Source organism: Amycolatopsis sp. CA-128772 (assembly GCF_002904295.1).
Classification (GTDB): Bacteria; Actinomycetota; Actinomycetes; order Mycobacteriales; family Pseudonocardiaceae; genus Amycolatopsis.
In genome coordinates this window covers 271,891-291,190 of sequence record NZ_PPHG01000097.1, presented here as the reverse complement: position 1 = coordinate 291,190, position 19,300 = coordinate 271,891, and the positions used below count along the sequence as shown (strand labels likewise).

At 72.1% G+C, this 19,300-nt stretch carries 15 protein-coding genes and 2 pseudogenes; 7 read left to right on the top strand and 10 right to left on the bottom strand.

Going from position 1 to position 19,300, the window contains the following annotated elements; translation table 11 throughout:
- From C2L59_RS45105 to C2L59_RS45095, 3 genes and pseudogenes are all read left to right on the top strand, one after another.
- Positions 1-2,132, top strand: a pseudogene (locus tag C2L59_RS45105) (DNA/RNA non-specific endonuclease); the annotation flags it as partial.
- Between the two features lie 36 nt (positions 2,133-2,168).
- Complete coding sequence (locus C2L59_RS45100; protein ID WP_103355712.1) at positions 2,169-3,737, top strand: TNT domain-containing protein; 1,569 nt, start codon at positions 2,169-2,171, stop codon at positions 3,735-3,737.
- 3 nt (positions 3,738-3,740) lie between these two features.
- Positions 3,741-4,562, top strand: coding sequence for a ferredoxin (locus tag C2L59_RS45095; RefSeq protein ID WP_103355711.1), 822 nt, complete (start codon positions 3,741-3,743; stop codon positions 4,560-4,562).
- Between the two features lie 56 nt (positions 4,563-4,618).
- Here the strand turns inward: C2L59_RS45095 and ilvA are convergent, their stop codons facing one another.
- Positions 4,619-5,821 (bottom strand): threonine ammonia-lyase, encoded by a 1,203-nt coding sequence (gene ilvA, locus C2L59_RS45090; protein ID WP_103355710.1) that lies wholly within the window; start codon positions 5,819-5,821, stop codon positions 4,619-4,621.
- A gap of 95 nt (positions 5,822-5,916) precedes the next feature.
- Between ilvA and C2L59_RS45085 the strand changes: the two genes are divergently transcribed.
- Both C2L59_RS45085 and C2L59_RS45080 read left to right on the top strand, forming a co-directional pair.
- On the top strand, positions 5,917-6,189 hold the full coding sequence (locus tag C2L59_RS45085) for a hypothetical protein (RefSeq protein WP_103355709.1): 273 nt from the start codon (positions 5,917-5,919) through the stop codon (positions 6,187-6,189).
- A gap of 81 nt (positions 6,190-6,270) precedes the next feature.
- On the top strand, positions 6,271-6,744 hold the full coding sequence (locus C2L59_RS45080; protein WP_103355708.1) for a pyridoxamine 5'-phosphate oxidase family protein: 474 nt from the start codon (positions 6,271-6,273) through the stop codon (positions 6,742-6,744).
- Between the two features lie 125 nt (positions 6,745-6,869).
- Here the strand turns inward: C2L59_RS45080 and C2L59_RS45075 are convergent, their stop codons facing one another.
- The 6 genes from C2L59_RS45075 to C2L59_RS45050 form a co-directional block, all read right to left on the bottom strand.
- On the bottom strand, positions 6,870-8,027 hold the full coding sequence (locus C2L59_RS45075) for a cystathionine gamma-synthase (protein ID WP_103355707.1): 1,158 nt from the start codon (positions 8,025-8,027) through the stop codon (positions 6,870-6,872).
- Between the two features lie 50 nt (positions 8,028-8,077).
- On the bottom strand, positions 8,078-8,509 hold the full coding sequence (locus C2L59_RS45070; protein WP_103355706.1) for a hypothetical protein: 432 nt from the start codon (positions 8,507-8,509) through the stop codon (positions 8,078-8,080).
- Entirely contained in the window at positions 8,509-8,961 is a 453-nt protein-coding gene (locus C2L59_RS45065; RefSeq protein ID WP_103355705.1) for a hypothetical protein, read from the bottom strand. Before C2L59_RS45065 ends, C2L59_RS45070 begins: the two co-directional genes overlap by 1 nt.
- Before the next feature lie 345 nt (positions 8,962-9,306).
- Positions 9,307-10,842 carry a hypothetical protein gene (locus tag C2L59_RS45060; protein ID WP_233224045.1) on the bottom strand — a complete coding sequence of 512 codons (1,536 nt, stop codon included), beginning with the start codon at positions 10,840-10,842 and terminating at the stop codon, positions 9,307-9,309.
- Positions 10,843-10,970: 128 nt separating this feature from the next.
- On the bottom strand, positions 10,971-12,341 hold the full coding sequence (locus C2L59_RS45055; protein WP_103355703.1) for a cystathionine beta-synthase: 1,371 nt from the start codon (positions 12,339-12,341) through the stop codon (positions 10,971-10,973).
- A 443-nt stretch (positions 12,342-12,784) separates the two neighbouring features.
- Positions 12,785-13,732: a pentapeptide repeat-containing protein gene (locus tag C2L59_RS45050; RefSeq protein WP_103355702.1), complete on the bottom strand. Its 948-nt coding sequence runs from the start codon at positions 13,730-13,732 to the stop codon at positions 12,785-12,787.
- Between the two features lie 167 nt (positions 13,733-13,899).
- Between C2L59_RS45050 and C2L59_RS45045 the strand changes: the two genes are divergently transcribed.
- Positions 13,900-15,120: an acetyl-CoA C-acetyltransferase gene (locus C2L59_RS45045; protein ID WP_103355701.1), complete on the top strand. Its 1,221-nt coding sequence runs from the start codon at positions 13,900-13,902 to the stop codon at positions 15,118-15,120.
- Between the two features lie 52 nt (positions 15,121-15,172).
- On the opposite strand, the pseudogene C2L59_RS45040 reads toward C2L59_RS45045, so the two are convergent.
- From C2L59_RS45040 to C2L59_RS45030, 3 genes and pseudogenes are all read right to left on the bottom strand, one after another.
- Positions 15,173-15,565 (bottom strand): annotated as a pseudogene (locus C2L59_RS45040) (YeeE/YedE thiosulfate transporter family protein); the annotation flags it as partial.
- 214 nt (positions 15,566-15,779) lie between these two features.
- Positions 15,780-16,496, bottom strand: a complete 717-nt coding sequence (locus C2L59_RS45035) for a hypothetical protein (RefSeq protein WP_103355700.1) — start codon at positions 16,494-16,496, stop codon at positions 15,780-15,782.
- Between the two features lie 194 nt (positions 16,497-16,690).
- Complete coding sequence (locus tag C2L59_RS45030) at positions 16,691-17,524, bottom strand: Bax inhibitor-1/YccA family protein (RefSeq protein ID WP_103355699.1); 834 nt, start codon at positions 17,522-17,524, stop codon at positions 16,691-16,693.
- A gap of 315 nt (positions 17,525-17,839) precedes the next feature.
- On the opposite strand from C2L59_RS45030, the gene C2L59_RS45025 reads away from it, so the two are divergent.
- Positions 17,840-19,297 carry a collagen binding domain-containing protein gene (locus C2L59_RS45025; protein ID WP_103355698.1) on the top strand — a complete coding sequence of 486 codons (1,458 nt, stop codon included), beginning with the start codon at positions 17,840-17,842 and terminating at the stop codon, positions 19,295-19,297.
- The last annotated feature ends 3 nt before the right edge of the window (positions 19,298-19,300 follow it).

The following is a 19,300-nucleotide window of genomic DNA, read 5'->3' as shown; positions in this document are numbered from 1 at the left end:
ACGCCGGTGATCCGGACATGGGCGATCTGCCGCACCGGGTGCGGCCCGATCCGGATGGGCGCTACACCGTCGACGTGCACGTCACGCCCGATGGGCACGCGCGGATCGGTGATCGGCTCTACACGCCCGAAGAGTTCGCCGATGTGCTGCGGCGCAACGGGGACTACGACGGGCGGCCCGTCCGGCTGATCGGGTGCGATGCCAGCTCGAACGACTTCGCGCACCGGCTCTCCCGAGAACTCGACACCGAAGTGCTCGCGCCCAGCAAGCCCGCGTGGACCGACTCGCACGGGCGGGTCTTCTCGTCCGACTACGAAATCGGGCCCGATGGGCGGATGCGGCCGCGGATCCCGCCGGACGGGGAGTGGAGCGTCCACCACCCCGACGGCAGCACGCACGCCGCCGGGGACAGTGGGTTCGCGCCCGATACCCGGCACCACGATCCGCACTCCGTCGACGCCGACAGCGCGCGGCACCGCGGGGACGACGACACGCGTCAGCGCCACGCCCCCGCGCCGGACGTCGACCCCGACGCGCCGCCGCGGCACGTGCCGGAGGACCGGAACCCGCTGTCGCGGCAGCAGGAACACGATCTCACCGATCCGCAGCGGCAGGCCGAGGTGCGGCGGAACCCGCAGCACAGCACGGACTTCACCCCGACGGGGGGCGAGCACGTGCCGGTCGGGCCGGGCAGCGCGCACCCCGACGCGCCGCGGCCGCCGCACGCCGGGGAGCCCTTCCCCGGCGACCAGCCGTTGCAGCCCCACCGGTCCTACCAGGTGGTCGACGCCGACGGGCACCCGCGCGGCACCTACCACACCGACGGCACCGGCCGGGTCACGCACATCGACGCGTCGCATCCGAACGTGCCGCCGCGGATCCCCACCGGCCAGGCGGATCCCGCGTTCCGGGCGAACCCGGACTACCACCCGAACCCCGACGTCGTGCACCCGCACCCGGACACCACCTACCGGGTCGAGATCGACGGCCACCACCAGACGTTCCACACCGACGCCGACGGCGTGCCGCACCCGTCGGTGCAGTACCACCGGCCGGACTTCGAGGGCGACCCCGTCCGGATCGACGCCGACGACCCGCGCGCGCCCGGCCCGAAGAAGTCCTTCGCCGAGGGCGGTCCCTACGACCCGCACACCAAGTACGAGGTCATCGACACGAAGGGCGTCCACCGCGGCACCTTCTACACCGACGCCGACGGGCACGTCCGGTGGGCGGAGGTCGATTCGGGCCGGATCGCGCGGACCAACCCGGACTGGAAGGGCATCGACAACCCGCGGCTCGTCCCGCCCGGCGCCGAGGTGCACCTGCGCCAGGGCATCGATCCGAACGCGGAGGTGCCGGCCGGGGTCCGGGACCCGGACCGGTTCCGCGGCGCCACGCAACACGACGTCGACCTGCCCAAGGGAAAGTCCTTTTTAGACGCACAGCCGAAGAACCCCGACGGCAGCCCGAAGCTCGAGCCGAACTCGAAGTACGTCGTCCACAGCGAATACCGCGACGGCGACAAGGTGATCGACCAGGCGCGGTCGGTGTACTGGACCGACGAACACGGCCGGGTCGCGGTAGTCGAGACCTTCCGGCCGCACCACCCGGACCTGAACAACCCGGCGCCGAACATGGTCTACCACGTGGACGAGGGGCGCTTCACCTATCAGACCGGCCCCGAGATCACCGGCGGACCGGCCCAGACCGTGCACGGCCACTCGGCCAACCCGGAACTCGCGCCCGAGCACGAGTTCCTGCGGCGGGACGGCACGTCACAGGGCCAGTCGGGCCGGCTGGGCGCGGGCATGGGGCTCTACGACGGCGGGCACATCGCCGGCAACCAGTTCCGCGGCCCCGGCGAGCTGGTCAACATGATGTCCCAGTGGCGGCCGCAGAACCAGGGCTGGCCGAACCAGGCCGGGCCCGACCACTGGTACGCGTTCGAATCCGACCTCGCCGAGCACCTCCGGAAGGGCGGCGGGATCGACGGGATCGACGTGTTCCCGCTGCGCAACGACGGCGATCTGGTGCCGCACACCATCCAAGTACGGTGGGTCGAAGTGGACGCCGCCGGCGTCCGGAGCGTCCACCTGCGCAGCTTCACCAACACCCCGGCGGGAGCGCCGTGATGCGCCCGGCCGCGGCACCAGAAAGGACCGGCACACATGCCTCGTGACGCCTCGCAGTGGCGGGAGCAGTCGCACGAAGTGGGCAACGCCCTCGTCGACGTCGCGCCCGCGGGATGGCGGCGGATCGACCTGGTGAGCCGGGTCAACGTCGACGTCCAGGACTTCGTGCTCACCGTGCTGCTGGCCGACGGCAGCCAGGTCCCGGTCGCGGTGCCGGAGCGGGTCGTCCCCGCGGTGCGCCGCATGCGCGACGCGTACTACGTGCCGGGCGAGGGCACGTGGTTCTCGATGCGGTACCTGATCGACCCGCCCGGGCGCATCCAGACGCTGTTCAACCTGGACTGGGACCCGCACTGGGCGCCGTCGATCGACCCGGCGGGCTGGGTGCGCGACCTCGCCGCCTACCCGCGCGACCCCGAGCGCATCCAGCCGTGGCTGCGCGCGCGGCTCGCCGAAGCCGGCCACCCGGTGCCCGAGGACGTCCCGGTCGCGCGGCCGCGGCCGCCGCTGGCTCCGCCGGAGCAGAACTGGTACTGGGACCAGATCGCGAACGTCATCGTCCTGTCGGTGCCGCCGGACTGGACGCAGGTGATGCTGACCTACCGGGCCATCGGCGGGTACACCGAGCTGCCGGTGATGGTCCGCCGGGCCACCGACGGCGGCCTGTTCCTGTGGGAGCCGCCGCGAGAGGTCGCCGAGCTGCTGGCCGAGCTGCGGGCCGCGATGTACCACGACGGCCGCGGCACCTGGTTCCAGGTCGTCGCGCACGTCGCGCTCAATTCGAGCGTCGAGTACACCTACACCTGGGACGACGAGCCGGCGTGGGACGGCCCCCGGCCGGTGGCCGAGTTCGCCCGCGAGCTGGCACAGTTCCCGCGGACCGGCGAGGCGCTGCCGGGCTGGCTGGCCGAGTTCACCGGCGCCGCGGCGGCGCCGGCCGACTCCCCCGATCCGGAAACCGCGACGAACGAAGCCCTGCGCGCGGCCGAGGACGCGGCGGCCGAGCTGGAGATCCCGCCGGCCCGCTACCGCATCGGCGAGGTCGCCGACGGCGCGTGGTGCCTGGTGCGCGAGAGCGACGGCTGGGCGGTCTTCCGGGCCCAGGGCGGCGAGCGGCTCGACGCGGCGACGTTCCCGGCGGCGGTGGCGGCCGTCCGCTACTTCGTGGGGCACCTCTACCTGAACCGCACCGCGTTCCGCGGTGAACTGCCGCCGGACGCCAAGCGGCCCACCGCGGACTGGCCGATCCAGCCCGTCGGCGGCGACGCCGGGTTGCAGATGTACGGCGGCAAACGCCTGGTCACCCTGCCGCCGGGCACCGAAATGGACCGCTACGGCGAGCCCACCGGCAACACCGCGTACGTCGCCCGGACCGAATGGCCCCACCGTTCGGAACCCGACGAGGTCCGCGAGTGGGCGTACCACGTGTACCGCCTGCGCCGGCCGGTGCGGGCCGTCACCGGCACCGTCATCGCCTGGTACGACCAGCCCGGGGGCGGCACCGCCTACGTGCTGGAGCGGTCGCTGGCCGACCTGCTGGCCGACGGCGCCGCCGAGGAGGTCCCGCAGGCGACCACGCAACCGCCGGCGCCGGAGCAGGGCTGAGCCATGACCACACCCCCGGTGCCGCTGAGCCCGGACCAGCAGCAGCTCGTCAACCGGATCGGGCACGGGCTGGCGTCGATGGCGCCGCCCGGCACCTGGCGGCAGGTCCGGGCCGACTACCGGGCGGTCGGCCGGCACATCGAGGCCGACGTCGTCGTCACGGGGCCGGACGGCGTGCCCCGCGCGGTCCCGCCGCCCGCGGAGCTGCTGCAGCTGCTGGGAACGCTGCGCGCGGGCATGTACCGGCCGGGGCTCGGGACGTGGCTGGCCGCGACGCTGACCGTGGACGCGAGCCAGGGCGTCGGCGCCGACTTCGTGGCCGACCGGGAACCGCAGTGGCGGCGCACGCCACCGCCGATCGGCTTCCAGGACGAGCTGCGCGCCTTCCCGCGCGCCGAGCAGCACGTCCCGGAGTGGCTGCGCCGGCGCGCCGCGGGCCCGGCGCCGGCGGACGGTATCCGGACCCCGCGCATCCACGACGGCATCGACGCGGCGGGCCGCCCGCTCGTCCGGCGGCCGCCGTTGCCCCCGGCCGAGCTCGAGCCGGTGCTCGCCTACCTGGACGCGGCCCCGGTCATCCTGGCGTCCCGCAGCAACGGCCCTGACGCGTTCGACCCCGGCCGCGTCGACGCCGTGCCGATGAACTTCCGCACGGACGGTGTCTGGGCGTGGCCCGGCGCGGTCGCGTACTACCTGCGGGAACACGACGTGCCGCCGGACCCGGAACTGGTCGCCCACCTCCGTGCCCGGCGGTTCGCCGCGCCGGCCGAGGTCACCGAGGCCGCCAAGGACCTGGCCCTCGCCGCCATCACCAGCGCTCAGTGACATCGGGGCTTCGCCCCGAGCCGGGGGCTCCGCCACCCGGACCCCCGAAGGACGGGTTAGACGACGGTGTAGCCCGCGTTCGTCAAGGCGACTTCGACTTCCTTGCAGTGCTCCAGGCCGCGGGTCTCCAGCGCCAGCACGATGTCGGCCTCGCCGAGGTCGAGGCTGCCGGAGATGCGGGAGTGCTCGACGTCGAGGACGTTCGCGCCCAGCTCGCTGACGCACGACAGCACGCCGACCAGCGAGCCGGGGCGGTCCGGGACCCGCAGGTGCAGCCGCAGGTAGCGGCCGCCCGCGGTCATGCCGTGCTGAATGATCTGCAGCAGCAGCACCGGGTCGACGTTGCCGCCCGAGAGGACGGCCACGACCGGCGGCTCGAACACGCCGGGGTGCTGCAGGAGCGCGGCGACCGTCGCCGCGCCGGCCGGCTCGACCACCAGCTTCCGGCGCTCCAGGCAGAGCAGCACGGCCCGGGACAGGAACTGTTCGGTCACCGTGACGACGTCGTCGACCAGGGACTCGACGTGGGCGAAGCTGACCAGGCCGGGTTCGCCGACGGCGATGCCGTCGGCCATGGTCGAGGTGGAGCTCAGCCGCACCGGCGCGCCCGCGGCCAGCGACGGTGGGTACGCCGCGGCCTCCTCGGCCTGGACGCCGACGACGCGGACGTCCGGGCGCAGCGCCTTCACCGCCGACGCGACCCCGCCGACCAGCCCGCCGCCGCCGGTGGCGACCAGGATCGTCTTCACCCCCGGCACCTGCTCGAGGATCTCGAGACCGACCGTACCCTGCCCGGCGATGACGTCCGGGTGGTCGAAGGGGTGGATGAAGACGGCGCCGGTCTGCTCGCCGAACTCGATCGCGGCCCGAAGCGTCTCCTCGAGGAGAGCGCCGTGTAGATGGACGTCGGCACCGTAACCGCGGGTGGCGGCCAGCTTGGGCAGCGGGGCCCGCTGCGGCATGAAGACGGTGGACTTGGCACCGAGCAGCGACGACGCCAGCGCGACGCCCTGCGCGTGGTTGCCGGCACTGGCCGCGACGACGCCCCGCTCGCGTTCGGCCTCGGTCAGGCCGTGGATGCGGGTGTAGGCGCCGCGGATCTTGAACGACCCCGTCCGCTGCAGGTTTTCGCACTTCAGGTGCACCGGACCGCCGTGGAGCCGGCGCAGGTCGCGCGCGTGCTCCATCGGCGTCACCCGGGTCACTCCTTTGAGGAGTTCCCGGGCGGCCTGGATCCGCTCGAGGGTGACGAGTTCCATGGGCCGGACTATGCCACTCAGGAACTCCACAGGTTGACCGGACCGCGAGCCGGGTACCCTGGGACGCGTCAACACGCGGTAAACAAGGAGCAACCATGGCACCGGGGAACGACGCGAAAACGGCCCGACGGGCTCGCGCCACCCGCTCCGCCGGCCTGCTCCCGCTGGTGATCGGGGTGGCTTCGGCGGCCGCGCTCACCGGAGCGGCGTTCTTCACCGTGGACAGCGCCTCCTGCGGCGCCCCGGCCCAGTACATCCGCCACGACAGCCACGTCGAGCTGGTCGGCGGCTGCGTCGACGGCTCGAACCTCCCGGCCACCCGCGGCCCGGCGACGGGCGGCGTGGTGCACGGCAACTACAGCCCCTGACCTGCTGCGTTACCCCGATGTGCCCGGGGAACACGAAAGTGCCTTCTTCCGCGGGTTCCGCCGATCCCCGATGATCACCGGGTGACCACCGTTTACGAGCCGGGCCGCGGTCCCGGGCCGGCCCAGCCCACTTCGGACGCCGTCAGCCGGTTGCTCGGCGAGCATTCGCTGGGCGCGCTGGCGACCGTCAACCGCGCGGGGCACCCGCACCTGTCGACCGTCGCGTACGCCTGGGATCCGGACGAGCACGTGGTGCGGATCGGGTCCACGGCGGGGCGGGCGAAGGTGCGTCAGCTCGCGCGCGATCCGCGTGCTTCGCTCTACGTCAGCAGCGACGACCACCTGGCGTTCGGGGTCGCCGAGGGTACCGCGGAGGTGTCACCGGTCAGTGCGGTGCCCGGGGACGAGACCGGCCGCGCCCTGCTGGCCATGCAGGCCCCGTTCGGCGACCCGGAGGACGAGGCCGCGTTCCTGCGGAACATGGTCGAGGACCGCCGCGTGGTCATCACGCTCCGGGTGGACCGCCTTTACGGCGGCGGCCTCGACGTCGGCTGACAAAGCGCCCCAATGTGGCGTTGGTTGCGTCCAACGCACCCAATGTGGCGTTCGGTGCATCCCACGCACCCAATGCGGCGTTCGGTGCGTCTGACGCACCGAACGCCACATTGGGGCGTGAAGAGTCAGCCCAGCGCGGCCAGCAGGTCCGCGACCAGGTCGCGGCCGTCCTCGATGCCGACCGAGAGGCGCAGGAGGTCCGCCGGGACCTGGAGCGTCGAGCCCGCCGTGCTCGCATGGGTCATCTTGCCCGGGTGCTCGATCAGGGACTCGATGCCGCCGAGGGATTCCGCGAGGATGAACAGCTTCGTGCGGGAGGCCACTTCCAGCGCCGCCTGCTCGCCGTCCGCGTGGCTGAACGACACCATTCCGCCGAAGCGGCGCATCTGCTTCGCCGCCGTCTCGTGGCCCGGGTGCTCCGGCAGGCCCGGGTAGTAGACCTTCGCCACCTTCGGGTGCCTGACCAGGGCCTGGACGATCTTCTCGGCGTTGTCGCTGTGGCGCTCCATGCGCAGGGCGAGGGTCTTGATGCCGCGCAGGGTCAGCCACGCGTCGAACGGGCCCGGTACCGCGCCCGCCGAATTGCGCAGGAAGAAGAACTGCTCGCGCAGCTCGTCCTCGTTCGTGATGACCGCGCCGCCGACGACGTCGGAGTGGCCGCCGAGGTACTTCGTCGTCGAGTGCAGGACGATGTCCGCGCCGAGTGCGAGCGGGTTCTGCAGGTACGGGGTGGCGAACGTGTTGTCGACCACCAGGCGGGCGCCGGCGTCGTGCGCCACGCCGGCCAGGGCCGCGATGTCGGCGATGCCGAGCATCGGGTTGGTCGGCGACTCGCACCAGACCAGCTTGGTCTCGGGGCGGATGGCCGCGCGCACCTCGTCGAGGTTCGCCAGGTCGGCGACGGTGTGCTCGACGCCCCACAGGCTGAGCACCTTGTCGATCAGGCGGAACGTGCCACCGTACGCGTCGTTGCCGAGCACGAGGTGGTCGCCGGGGCGGAGGGTACTGCGCAGCACCACGTCGGAGGCCGCCATGCCGGACGCGAAGGCCAGCGCGTGCCGGCCGCCTTCCAGCGAGGCCAGCGCCTCCTCCAGCGCCGAACGGGTCGGGTTCGCGGTGCGCGAGTACTCGTAGTCGCCCTCGCGGGTCCCGCCCACGCCGTCCTGCGCGTAGGTCGAGGTCTGGTAGATCGGCACGATGACCGCGCCGGTGCGGGGGTCGGGCTTCTGACCGGCGTGGATCGCGCGCGTCTCGAAGCCCAGTTCGGAGTAGTCGTCCACCATGGGCACAGCGTACGGCGCGGCCCTGACATTCCCGTCAGGTGGGACGGATCTCAATACCGGGTCCACCGGCGGGTGGCCGGCAGGACCGAAAGCACCAGCAGGGCGACGAACGGCGCGACCATGACGATCCCGCGCGGCACGTCGGCGTCGATGCCGGTGGGGCCGCCCACGAGGAAGAGGACGCGCTGGTAGCGGAGCACCACACCGGTGATCAGCGCGACCACGGCGAGGACCGCCGCGCCCAGGCACAACACCCGGGCCGCTTCCACGCGCGCGAGCAACGACACGCCGCCGAGCAGGAGCAGCAGGCCGATGACGGCGTCGGCGATCTGCCCGGGGACCAGCAGATCCTCCTGGCCGTACCCGAGGACGAGGCTGGCCCAGAAGATGCCGAGCAGGAACCACAGCCCGCCGAGCAGGGCGAGCACACCGGCGGCGACCGCCGTGCCCGCGCGGGGCTCCGGCGGGGCCGTGACGGCCACTACCAGCCCCGCGACGAATAGGCGCCCTGCCCGGACAGGACGGGCACCGCGGACGTGCGGTAGCGCAGGTAGCGGAACGTCGGCGGCAGGAACGCCAGTACCAGCACGAGCGCGGCCAGCGCGGCGAGCCCGACGCGGTCGGCCATGGCGAAGCCGCCGTGGGTGAACATCGCGTCGGCGAACCGGGCCGGCGGCACGCCCACCGACAGCGGTTCGGTCAGCAGGGCACCGATGGCCAGCAGCGCGCCCACGCCGAGCAGGACCGCGCCCGCCGTCGCGCGGAACAGCGTCGCGAGCGAACCGAGCAGCAGCACGAGCCCCGCGACGACGTAACCCGCGAGGTCCACCAGCACCCACGCCGGCAGCGCGCCGAGGCTGAATTCCGCCGGCATATCGAGGAAGATCTTCACCGGCACGTATCCCGCGGCGATCGCGGCCGGAAATCCGAGCACGCCGGCGAGAACCGCGGTTAGGCCGGATGGCCGAGCCGATGAATACGAATGCGAATGCGACACCGGGTGGCCGTACGAACCGGTCACAACTCCCCCATCAGCCGAGCGCGGGACAACGGCGCTCACCCTAGTCGGAATGGGGAGAAATCGGCCGGAAAAAGAACGGAATTCGGCCGGACGGCGGAACCCAAGATCATTTATGTGCGGTAGCGGCAGAAAAGCTGTCACGCGATCCCGGCGATGGCCCTACCGGCTCCTGTCCTTTTCGGACAATTGCGGAACGGGCCGTAGAAGCAGCGTGCCCCGGAGCCGAACGGCTCCGGGGCACGAGGTGCTTGTGTCAGCTCACCACTGCTGTTGCTGCGGCGGCTGGCCGGGCTGGCCGAACCCGCCGCTCGGCGGGCCCTGCTGCTGCGGCGGCTGGCCCCAGCCCTGCGGCGGCTGGCCCGGCTGCTGCGGGTAGCCGTGCGGCGGCTGACCCGGCTGACCCGGCTGACCCGGCTGACCGTAGCCGCCCGGCTGCGCGAACCCGCCGCTCGGCGGCTGGGGGAACCCGCCGCTGGCCGGGTTGGGCCCGCCCGGCTGGCCGTAGCCACCGGGCTGGTGTCCGTACCCCTGCGGCGGCTGGCCCGGCTGGCCGTAGCCACCCGGCTGCTGCTGCCCGAACCCGCCCGGCTGGCCGGGGTGGCCCGGCTGGCCGAAGCCGCCCTGCTGCTGCGGGCCACCGAAGCCCGGGGGCGGCCCGCCGAAGCCCTGCGGCCCGCCCGGCGCGGCACCGCCGCCGCCGAGGCCGACGAACTGCGCGGTGGCCGGGATGAGCGCGAGGACACCCACGATGAGGATCAGGATGCCGAAGATCAGCGGCGGAAGCCCGAGCCCGAAGGTGTCCTTCTCGGTCGCGGAAGCCTGCGCGAGCGTCGCGGCGTTCGGCGTGATGCCGATCTTGAGCAGCAGGGCGAAGAGCGTAAGCAGCACACCACCCGCGGCGACCGCGATCGGCACGAACTTGCGGATCCCGCCCAGCCGGCCCGCGAGGGCCAGGCCGACCCCGCCGGCCAGGGAGACCAGCGAGCCCAGCAAGATCATGATCACGTAGAACCAGACCGTGCCCGGGCCGACGATCCCGGCCGCGTCGAGCGCCCGGTCGATCGACGCCTGGTCCGGCGCGCGGTCGAAAAAGCCGGAGTAGTCGCTCGCGTCGCCCATGTAGATGAACGAGTAGATCAGCGCGATGAGGGCGAACAGGGTGACCAGGCCCCCGGCGATGTAGCCGAAGAGCTGCCGGTTGCCGCCCGCGGCCGGTGCGCCGAACTGCGGCGGCTGACCGCCGAAGCCGGGGTGGCCGCCGAACCCGGGACCGCCGAAGCCCTGCGGCGGCTGACCCGGCTGGCCCGGCTGCCCGAAGCCACCCTGCTGCTGGCCGAACCCACCCGGCTGACCCGGTTGCCCGAACCCGCCCGGCTGCTGGCCGTAGCCACCCGGCTGCTGGCCGAAGGCCGCAGCCGGGTTGTCGGCCGCGCTCGGCGGCGGGGTGTACGGGATCGCCGGCGGCTGAGAGCCCGGGGGCACCAGCTGCGTCGAGTCCGCGACCGGCGCGTCACCGCCGCCGGCCGGGTTCACCATCTGGGTCGCGTTCGCGTCGAACGGCGGCATGGCCTGGGTCGCGCCCGCCCCGCCGTCACCCGGCTGGGCGGGCTGGACGACCTGGGTCGGCTCCGGCGTCTCCCCGAACGGCGAGCCGCCCTCGTGCTGGGCGGGCTGCACGACCTGGGTCGGCTCCGGGCTGCCGAACGGGTCCTGCTGCGGCTGGGGGCCACTCGGCGGGCCCTGAGGTGGCTGGCCGCCACCCCACGGCTGGTTCGGTGGCTGCGGTGCACTCATGTGGGTCTTGAACCCCCTTGACGAGGACGCGAAAGTTCTGTACTCGCGCTCACGCTATCGGATCACCCGGCCGGGCGCTCGTAACGCCCCGGCCGGGTTCGCCGATCAAGTACTTTCACAGCTCCCGCTCAGCGACCGGCGAGGAAGCCCAGGAGGTCGTGCCGGGTGACGACCCCGGCGGGCTTGCCGTCGACCAGCACGAGCGCGCCGTCCGCGCCCTCCAGCGCCGTCATCGCGGAGCTCACCTGCTCGCCGCCGCCGATCGTCGGCAGCGGCGGGGACATGTGCTGCTCGAGCCGGTCGGCCAGCTGCGCCTTGCCGGTGAACAGGGCGTCGAGCAGGTCGCGTTCGTTGACCGCGCCGACCACCTCGGCGGCCATCACCGGCGGCTCCGCGCTGACCACGGGCATCTGGCTGACGCCGAATTCGGAGAGGATCGCGATGGCCTCGGCGACCGTCTCGTTCGGGTGCGAGTGCACCAGCGCCGGCAGGTGCCCGCTCTTCTTGGTCAGCACGTCGGCGACCGTCGCGCCGGAGGAGTCGGGCGGCAGGAAGCCGTAGGAGGACATCCAGGTGTCGTTGAACACCTTGGTCAGGTAGCCGCGGCCGCCGTCGGGCAGCAGCACGACCACGACGTCGTCCTCGGTGAGCCGCTCGGCGAGCTTGAGCGCGGCGGCGACGGCCATCCCGCAGGAGCCGCCGACCAGCAGGCCCTCCTCGAGCGCGAGCCGGCGAGTGACCTGGAAGGAGTCGGCGTCCGAGACCGGGATGATCTCGTCGGCGATGGTCCGGTCGTAGGTGTCCGGCCAGAAGTCCTCGCCGACGCCTTCGACCAGGTACGGGCGTCCGCTGCCGCCGGAGTAGACCGAGCCCTCCGGGTCGGCGCCGACCACCTGCACGCGGCCGTCGCTGACCTCCTTGAGGTACTTGCCGGTGCCGGAGATCGTGCCGCCGGTGCCGACGCCCGCGACGAAATGCGTGATCCTGCCCTCGGTCTGCGTCCACAGCTCGGGGCCGGTCGAGAGGTAGTGGCTTTCGGGGTTCTGCGGGTTGGCGTACTGGTTGGGCTTCCAGGCGCCGTCGATCTCGCGGACCAGGCGGTCGGAGACGTTGTAGTAGGAGCTCGGGTGCTCGGGCGCGACCGCCGTCGGGCACACCACGACGCGGGCGCCGTACGCCTTGAGCACGTTGCGCTTGTCCTCGCTCACCTTGTCCGGGCAGACGAAGACGCACTGGTAGCCCTTGCGCTGCGCGACCATGGCCAGCCCGACGCCGGTGTTGCCGGACGTCGGCTCGACGATCGTGCCGCCGGGCCGCAGCTCACCGGAGGCCTCGGCGGCCTCGATCATGCGCAGCGCGATGCGGTCCTTGACCGAGCCACCCGGGTTCAGGTACTCGACCTTGGCCAGCACGAGCGGCTTGAGCCCCTTGGTCAACGAGTTCAGCTTGACCAGCGGGGTGTTGCCCACGAGGTCTGCGATGTGCTCTGCGTACTCCACGACCGCCAGCCTACTGTGCCGATCGTTACCGATCCGGCCACAGCCACGGCCGGATGACTTCGGGGCACAGGTCACCTGCGGCCCGGGGGGCGGCCTGCTTTTGGCCGGATCGGTAACCAGCCGGCCGGCAGAGCTGTCCAGTCGTGCACGATCGGACCCCGAGCGGACTCCGGGTGCGCGTCGGTGATGGTGGGTCAGTGGGCGCGAGGTCGGGCCGTCCGGCCCGGACCTCAGACCGCCACCAAGCCGCCTGTCCGTACCGGTACCGGCCCGAGGGCCGCTGCACACTGAGCCGTCATCCCGTCCCGGAGGTCCCGCCCGGCGTCGAACACCGTGCGGCAGCCCGTCCGTAAGGCCTTGGACGCCCAGCAGGCGGCCCGGGTGGTAATCATCGCCGGTTCACCTCCTGTGGGTGTGGCGACTCTTTCCCTGGTGCGACGATCCTATCGGTCCGCCGGTTGCCCTGGTTCACCCTTTCGAGTCAATTCCGCCCAGCCGGGTTCGGTTGCGTCCGGCCGTTCTTCCCAGCCCGGTGGCCAGGTGCGGGTGAAGCCCTGCTTGGCTTTCGCGCCCGCGAGCCGCGCGGCCGACTTCGTGCCGAAATTGGCGGGACCTGCGAAAACGGCGCCGTTGAACGACTCGCAGCCGCCGGTGAAAACCGTTCCGCGGAAATCGGCGCGATCGTTGAAACGGACCTGGTTGAAAACGGCCTTGGTGCGGAATTCGGTGCCGCGGAACGCCGCCAGTTCGGAGAACACCGTGCCGTGGCAGCTGATCGACCGGATCGAGCAGTGCGTGAGCGTCAGGCCGACGAGATGCGCCCCCGAGAAGTCGAGGTCGATGTCCGGCCAGAAGCCCTCGCCGGGCTGCTCCGCCGACCCGGGGCGCAGGTGCAGGTGCAGGATGCGCTGGGCGGTCTTGCGCACCTGCAGCTCCTCGAGGTCGCGCTCCGGGTCGTCGAAGGGCATCCGGAGGTAGGCGCAGAGGACGTTGACGATGGTCTGCCGGTGCTCGGCGTACCCGCCGGCGAGCCGCTCGAGGGCGTACAGGCCGGCGAGCCGGACCGGGGCCTTGTCGCTGCCGAGCTGGTCGGCCGCCTTGCCGTAGATCTCGGTGACGCGGCGCTCGGTGGCGTCGTGGTTCTTCTGCACCAGGTCCAGCTCGGCCGAGCGCTGCCGCCGGGCGGCGAGCAGCAGGGCGGCGGCCCCGCCGGTGCCGACGACGATGTTGGCCGCGGTCTTCAGCGCGTCCAGCCGTGCCGAGTCCTCCGGACGGCCGCCGCCCAGCAGCGTCAGCAGCAGGGCGGCGGCGAGCGCGGCGACCACCAGCAGCCCGGCTCCCCACAGCAGGATTGTCCTGGTCCGCAGCACCCGTTCGACGTCGTTCGGCACGGCACCCGATCCTGCCAGGAGTGTCCATCCATGCCCCCACCTCCGCCCGCAACGGACGCGCTACGCGCGGCAGTGTTGCCTTGGTCGCGTTCGGCTTTGACCCGGACGCCGTACCCGGCAGTATGGTGAGCAACTGCTTAGCTCGCGATACGAGGATGTGTCACGTCATGCCTGAAGCCGTCATCGTCTCCACCGCGCGTTCGCCGATCGGGCGCGCCAACAAGGGTTCGCTGGTCAGCATGCGGCCCGACGACCTGACCGTGCAGATGGTCCAGGCGGCCCTGGCCAAGGTGCCCCAGCTGGACCCGGCGGACATCGACGACCTGATGCTGGGCTGCGGCCTGCCGGGCGGCGAGTCCGGGTTCAACATGGGCCGCGCGGTCGCCGTCGAGCTGGGCTACGACCACCTGCCCGGCTGCACCATCACCCGGTACTGCTCCTCCAGCCTGCAGACGACCCGGATGGCGTTCCACGCGATCAAGGCCGGCGAGGGCGACGTCTTCATCTCGGCCGGCGTCGAGACCGTCTCGCGGTTCGGCAAGGGCAGCTCGGACTCCTGGCCCGACACGCACAACCCGCTGTTCGCCGACGCGGAAGCGCGCACCAAGGCGACCGCGGAGTCCGGCACCGGCACCTGGACCGACCCGCGCACCGAGAGCAACGTCCCGGACGTCTACATCGCGATGGGCCAGACCGCGGAGAACCTGGCGCGGCTGAAGGGCGTCACGCGCGAGGAGATGGACGAGTTCGGCGTCCGCTCGCAGAACCTGGCCGAGAAGGCCATCGCGGACGGCTTCTGGGCCAAGGACATCACCCCGGTGACGCTGCCGGACGGCACGGTCGTCTCGAAGGACGACGGCCCGCGCGCCGGCGTCACCGTGGAAGGCGTCTCCGGCCTGAAGCCGGTGTTCCGCCCGGACGGCCGGGTCACCGCGGGCAACTGCTGCGCGCTCAACGACGGCGCGGCGGCCCTGGTGATCATGTCCGACACGAAGGCCCGCGAGCTGGGCCTGACGCCGCTGGCGCGGATCGTGTCCACGGGTGTCACCGGGCTTTCGCCGGAGATCATGGGCTACGGCCCGGTCGAGGCGTCCAAGCAGGCCCTTTCGCGCGCGGGGCTGTCGATCGGCGACATCGACCTGGTCGAGATCAACGAGGCGTTCGCGGCGCAGGTCATCCCGTCCTACCGGGACCTGGGCATCGACCTGGACCGGCTGAACGTCAACGGCGGCGCGATCGCGGTCGGCCACCCGTTCGGCATGACCGGCGCCCGGATCACCTCGACGCTGATCAACTCCCTGCAGCACCACGACAAGCAGTTCGGCCTCGAGACGATGTGCGTCGGCGGCGGCCAGGGCATGGCGCTGATCATCGAGCGCCTTTCCTGATCGCTTGACGAAGGCCCCCACCCGCGGGTTCCGCTGGTGGGGGCCTTCGTCGTCAGCAGCTGCTGACGGACGGCGCCGAGTTCGCCAGGCCGAACAGCGGCCGCAGCCGGAGGCCGAGCCACGTGCCGCCCAGCGCGAACACGCCCCACAGCCGGCCGTGCAGGCTGCCCGTCGAGATGCCGCCCAGGTACGCGCCGATGTTGCAGCCGCCCGCCATGCGCGCGCTGATGCCCATCAGGACGCCGCCGAGCAGGGCCGCCACCGCCGTGCGCCACGGGATCGAACTGTGGATCTTCCACGCGCCCGCGGCCGCCGCGGCCACCGCCGTGCCGATCATGATGCCGATGCCGGTGAGGCTGTTCTTGTCGCGCAGTACCGGGCCGGCCGGCACGCCCAGCACGACCGCGCCCACGAGCACCGGCCAGGAGCCGCGGCGGTGCCGAGCAGGAGAGGGTGGGCTCGCAGGCCCTGCCCGTTGCCGACGGCGATCAGCTGCCGCCCCGCCGAGATGAAGCCGAACCCCGAACGGAACAGCGCGAGCCGCCGCGGCCCGGGCGCAGCCCGTCGCACTCCGTGGGACGAACGGAGAAACCCGGATTCTCCTGAACGCGGCGAAGGCCCCCTCGCGGTCGGCGAGAGGGCCTTCGGGAGAGCCGTGGTTACTCGTTCGTCTTCACGCACATCGTCGTGGCCGGCTCCGGGTACACCGCCACGCGCGTGGCGTCGGTGCCCTCGCAGACGTTCTTGTCGGCCTGGCCCGCGACGACCTTGACGAGTTCGCCGTCCTTGGTCGGGTCGCTGCACGGCACCTTCAGGTAGCCCTTGGTCTGCGACGTGAAGTTCGCCAGGCAGTCGCCCTGCTTGGCGTTGATCATCAGGCACAGCTTGTACGAGCTGCGGCCGCTGACCGAGTAGGTGTCGTAGCCGGCGGTGGAGCCGCCGGGGCAGTCGTCGGAGGCGCTGTCCAGCTTCTTGGCGATCTTGACGTTCGCCTTCGGGTCGTTGCAGTCGGCCTTCGCCGGGTCGTCGCCGCCCTGGGTGAACTCGGTGATCGTGAGGCAGTCACCGGCGTTCGAGGTGGCCGGCGACTTCATGAACGAGACGATCCCGATGACGACCAGCGCGATCACCACGATCGCGCCGATCCCGCCGATGATCAGGCCCTTGGTCCACGAGCGCTTCGGCGGGGCCGGCGGCGCGGGCGGGAAGCCCGGCTGGCCGGCCGGGAACTGCCCGGGCGGGAACTGGCCGGGCGGCGGGCCGAACTGGCCGGGCTGGCCCTGCGGCGCCTGGCCGTACGGACCGGGCTGCTGCTGGCCGTACGGCTGCTGCGGCTGCCCGCCCGGAGGCGGACCGTAGGGATCGGGCTGACCCACCGGCTGCTGGCCCCCGGGGGCCGGAGGGGGAACGCTCACTGTGAACCTCACACATGTGAAGAGAAGAACCGTCCGGCACATCAAACACGCAGGGTGAGCACGGTCTGCAGCGGGGTCCACAAATGCACGAATCACCCACAGAAAAGGCGCCCCGCCGATTACGGAGCGCCTTCACTGCGGGACGGTGAGCCAGGTTACTCACGCAGGTACGAGAGCAGCCGCAGGATCTCCAGGTACAGCCAGACCAGCGTCGTCATCAGGCCGAACGCGGTGTACCAGGCCCACTTCGACGGCATGCCCTCGCGGATCATCCGGTCGGCCTGGTCGAAGTCCAGCAGGAAGCTGAAGGCCGCGATGCCGATGCAGAGGATGCTGAAGGCGATGGCCAGCGGGCTGCCGTCGCGCAGCGGGTTGAAGCCGAAGAACAGCGAGCTGATCAGGTTGAACAGCATCAGGATCGCGACGCCGACGACGGCACCGACGATCCACTTGGTCAGCTTCGGCGTGACCTTGACCGCGCCGGTCTTGTAGACGACCAGCATGCCGATGAAGACGCCGACGGTGCCGACGATCGCTTGCAGCGCGATGCCGGGGTAGATCACCTCGAACACGCCGCTCAGCGCGCCGAGGAAGAGCCCTTCGGCCGCCGAGTACGTCAGGGTCAGCGCGCCGCTGGGCTTCTGGCGGAAAATGATCACCAGCGAGATGACGAGGCCGACGACCAGGCCGCCGATCATCGCCCCGACGAGCGCGCCGGAGAGCTTGCCGGTCTCGGCCAGCTGGACCTGCGCCCAGATCGCCGTGATCACCCCGAACAGCAGCGCGGTGCCGAGGGACAGGCCCGTCTTGACGACGACGTCGTCGACGGTCATCGGCCGGTCGCCCTCGCCGGAGGTGGCCCGGCCCGGGCCGTACCCGGGCACGCCGCCCTGGGGTTGGTTGAAGCCCACCGGGGGCCCGTACTGCCCGTAAGTCTGGGTTCCGCCGCCGGGCAGGTTGCGGAACGCCGGGTTGCTACTGGAACGCACCTGATCCTCCTGGATCTGCTGCTTCGTTTTTCGTCGCTGCATCGGGTTCAACGACCACCGGGGACCGGGGGTTCCCGTCGAGTAAAGAGGACTTTACTCGATCGCGGTTCGTTGACCTCGGTCGACACGGTAGGCGACGAAGGTCACGACCGTTCGGCGACAGCCACCTGATGAGCGGTACACAGTTCCCGCCCCGGGCGCAACGCTCACCTGGCGTGCCCGGTTGTTCACCGAACGCGCGTCGGGGACTTGATCAGTCGTGTGACCTGCAGAGGCGCCGGGCATCGCCGTGCGCCGGACGAAGGGCGTTTACCCATGGGGTGGTCGACACACCCGCGCGCGGGTGCACGCGCGCTCACCGGCTTCGTCGCCGCGGTCCTGCTCGGCACGTTGTCCGCGACGGCCGGCGCCGCGCCGGCCGCGGCCGCGACCCAGGAGGGCATCGGGCACGACGTCGGCGGCCAGAAGGGCTTCGGCCCGGTCTGGCTGGGGTCGTACGTCGTCGGCGGGCAGCAGGTGTTCTGCGTGAGCTTCCTGCTCAAAGCGCCGGACACCGACGAGCAGTACCGGCCCGGCGACGAGCTGCTCACGAAGTGGGGCACGAAGCTGCCCGCCGACCAGGCCGCGAACATCTCGTACCTGCTGCTGCGCTACGGCGACACGAAGAACCCGGACGAGGCGACCGCACTCGCGCACCTGCTGCACTCGTGGACCGCGGCGCCGCGCACCCGGGCAGACCTCGAGCCGAGCCTGGCCAAGGACGAGATCGCCTACGACGCCGCCGGGCACCTCGCCTTCATGCAGGAGCACTTCCGGGCCGCGGCCGACGCCGTCGAGCGGCTGGAGACGGACGCCGAAACCAACCGCGGGCCGTGGACCGCTTCGGTGCTCACCCCCAAGGGCGACCAGCACCTCGGCGAAGCGGCCGAGTGGACCGCGACCGTGAAGAACGCCCAAGGCAACGGCATCCCGGGCGTCCCGGTGAAGCTGACGGCGACCGCCGCCACCCTCGACGTGGGGAAAGTGGACAGCGCCGCGGGGAACGCCAGCCCGCAAGCCGCCGCGAAGGACGTCACGCTGAAGACCGGCGCCGACGGCACCGTGACCGTGAAGCTGACCCCGACCGGTGACAAGCCGAAGCTGGCGGCCTCGCTGAAAGCGCCCGCCGACCGGCCCTACGTCCGGCTGCCGGTCGACACCGACGTGCAGCGCGTGGTCTCCACCGGCGGCGAGCGGGAACTGACCGCCCAGGGCGTCGTCGGCGTCGCCAAGCCCGGCACCGTCCAGGTGACCAAGACGGACGCGAACACCGGCAAGGGCGTCGGCGGCGCCGTCCTGCGGATCACCGGCAAGGACCGGACATCGGCCGCGCTCGGCCGGGACGGCAAGCCGCTCACCGGGGCCGACGGCAAACCCGCGGTCGTCACCACCGACGGCAAGACCGGCGGCGTGACGGTGGAGAACCTCCGCGCGCCGCAGGAGATCTGCGTCGTCGAGGCGAGCCCGCCACCGGGCTACACGAACGCCTACGACCCGCAGAACCCGCCGTCGGCGTGCGGCACCGTGCAGCCGGGCGAGACCCTCGCGCTGACGGTGACGAACAAGCCGAACGAGGTCCCGCGCGCGATCCCGGCCGGTGACCAGCCGGTGGCGCTGGCCCGAGGCGTCGTCGAAACGCACTACTCCGGGCTGGGCCTGGCCGGGCTCGGCCTGCTGGTGCTGCTGGCGGCCGGGCTGGCCGGCGCCGCCGCGCGGCGGGCGTCCCGGCGGTAACGG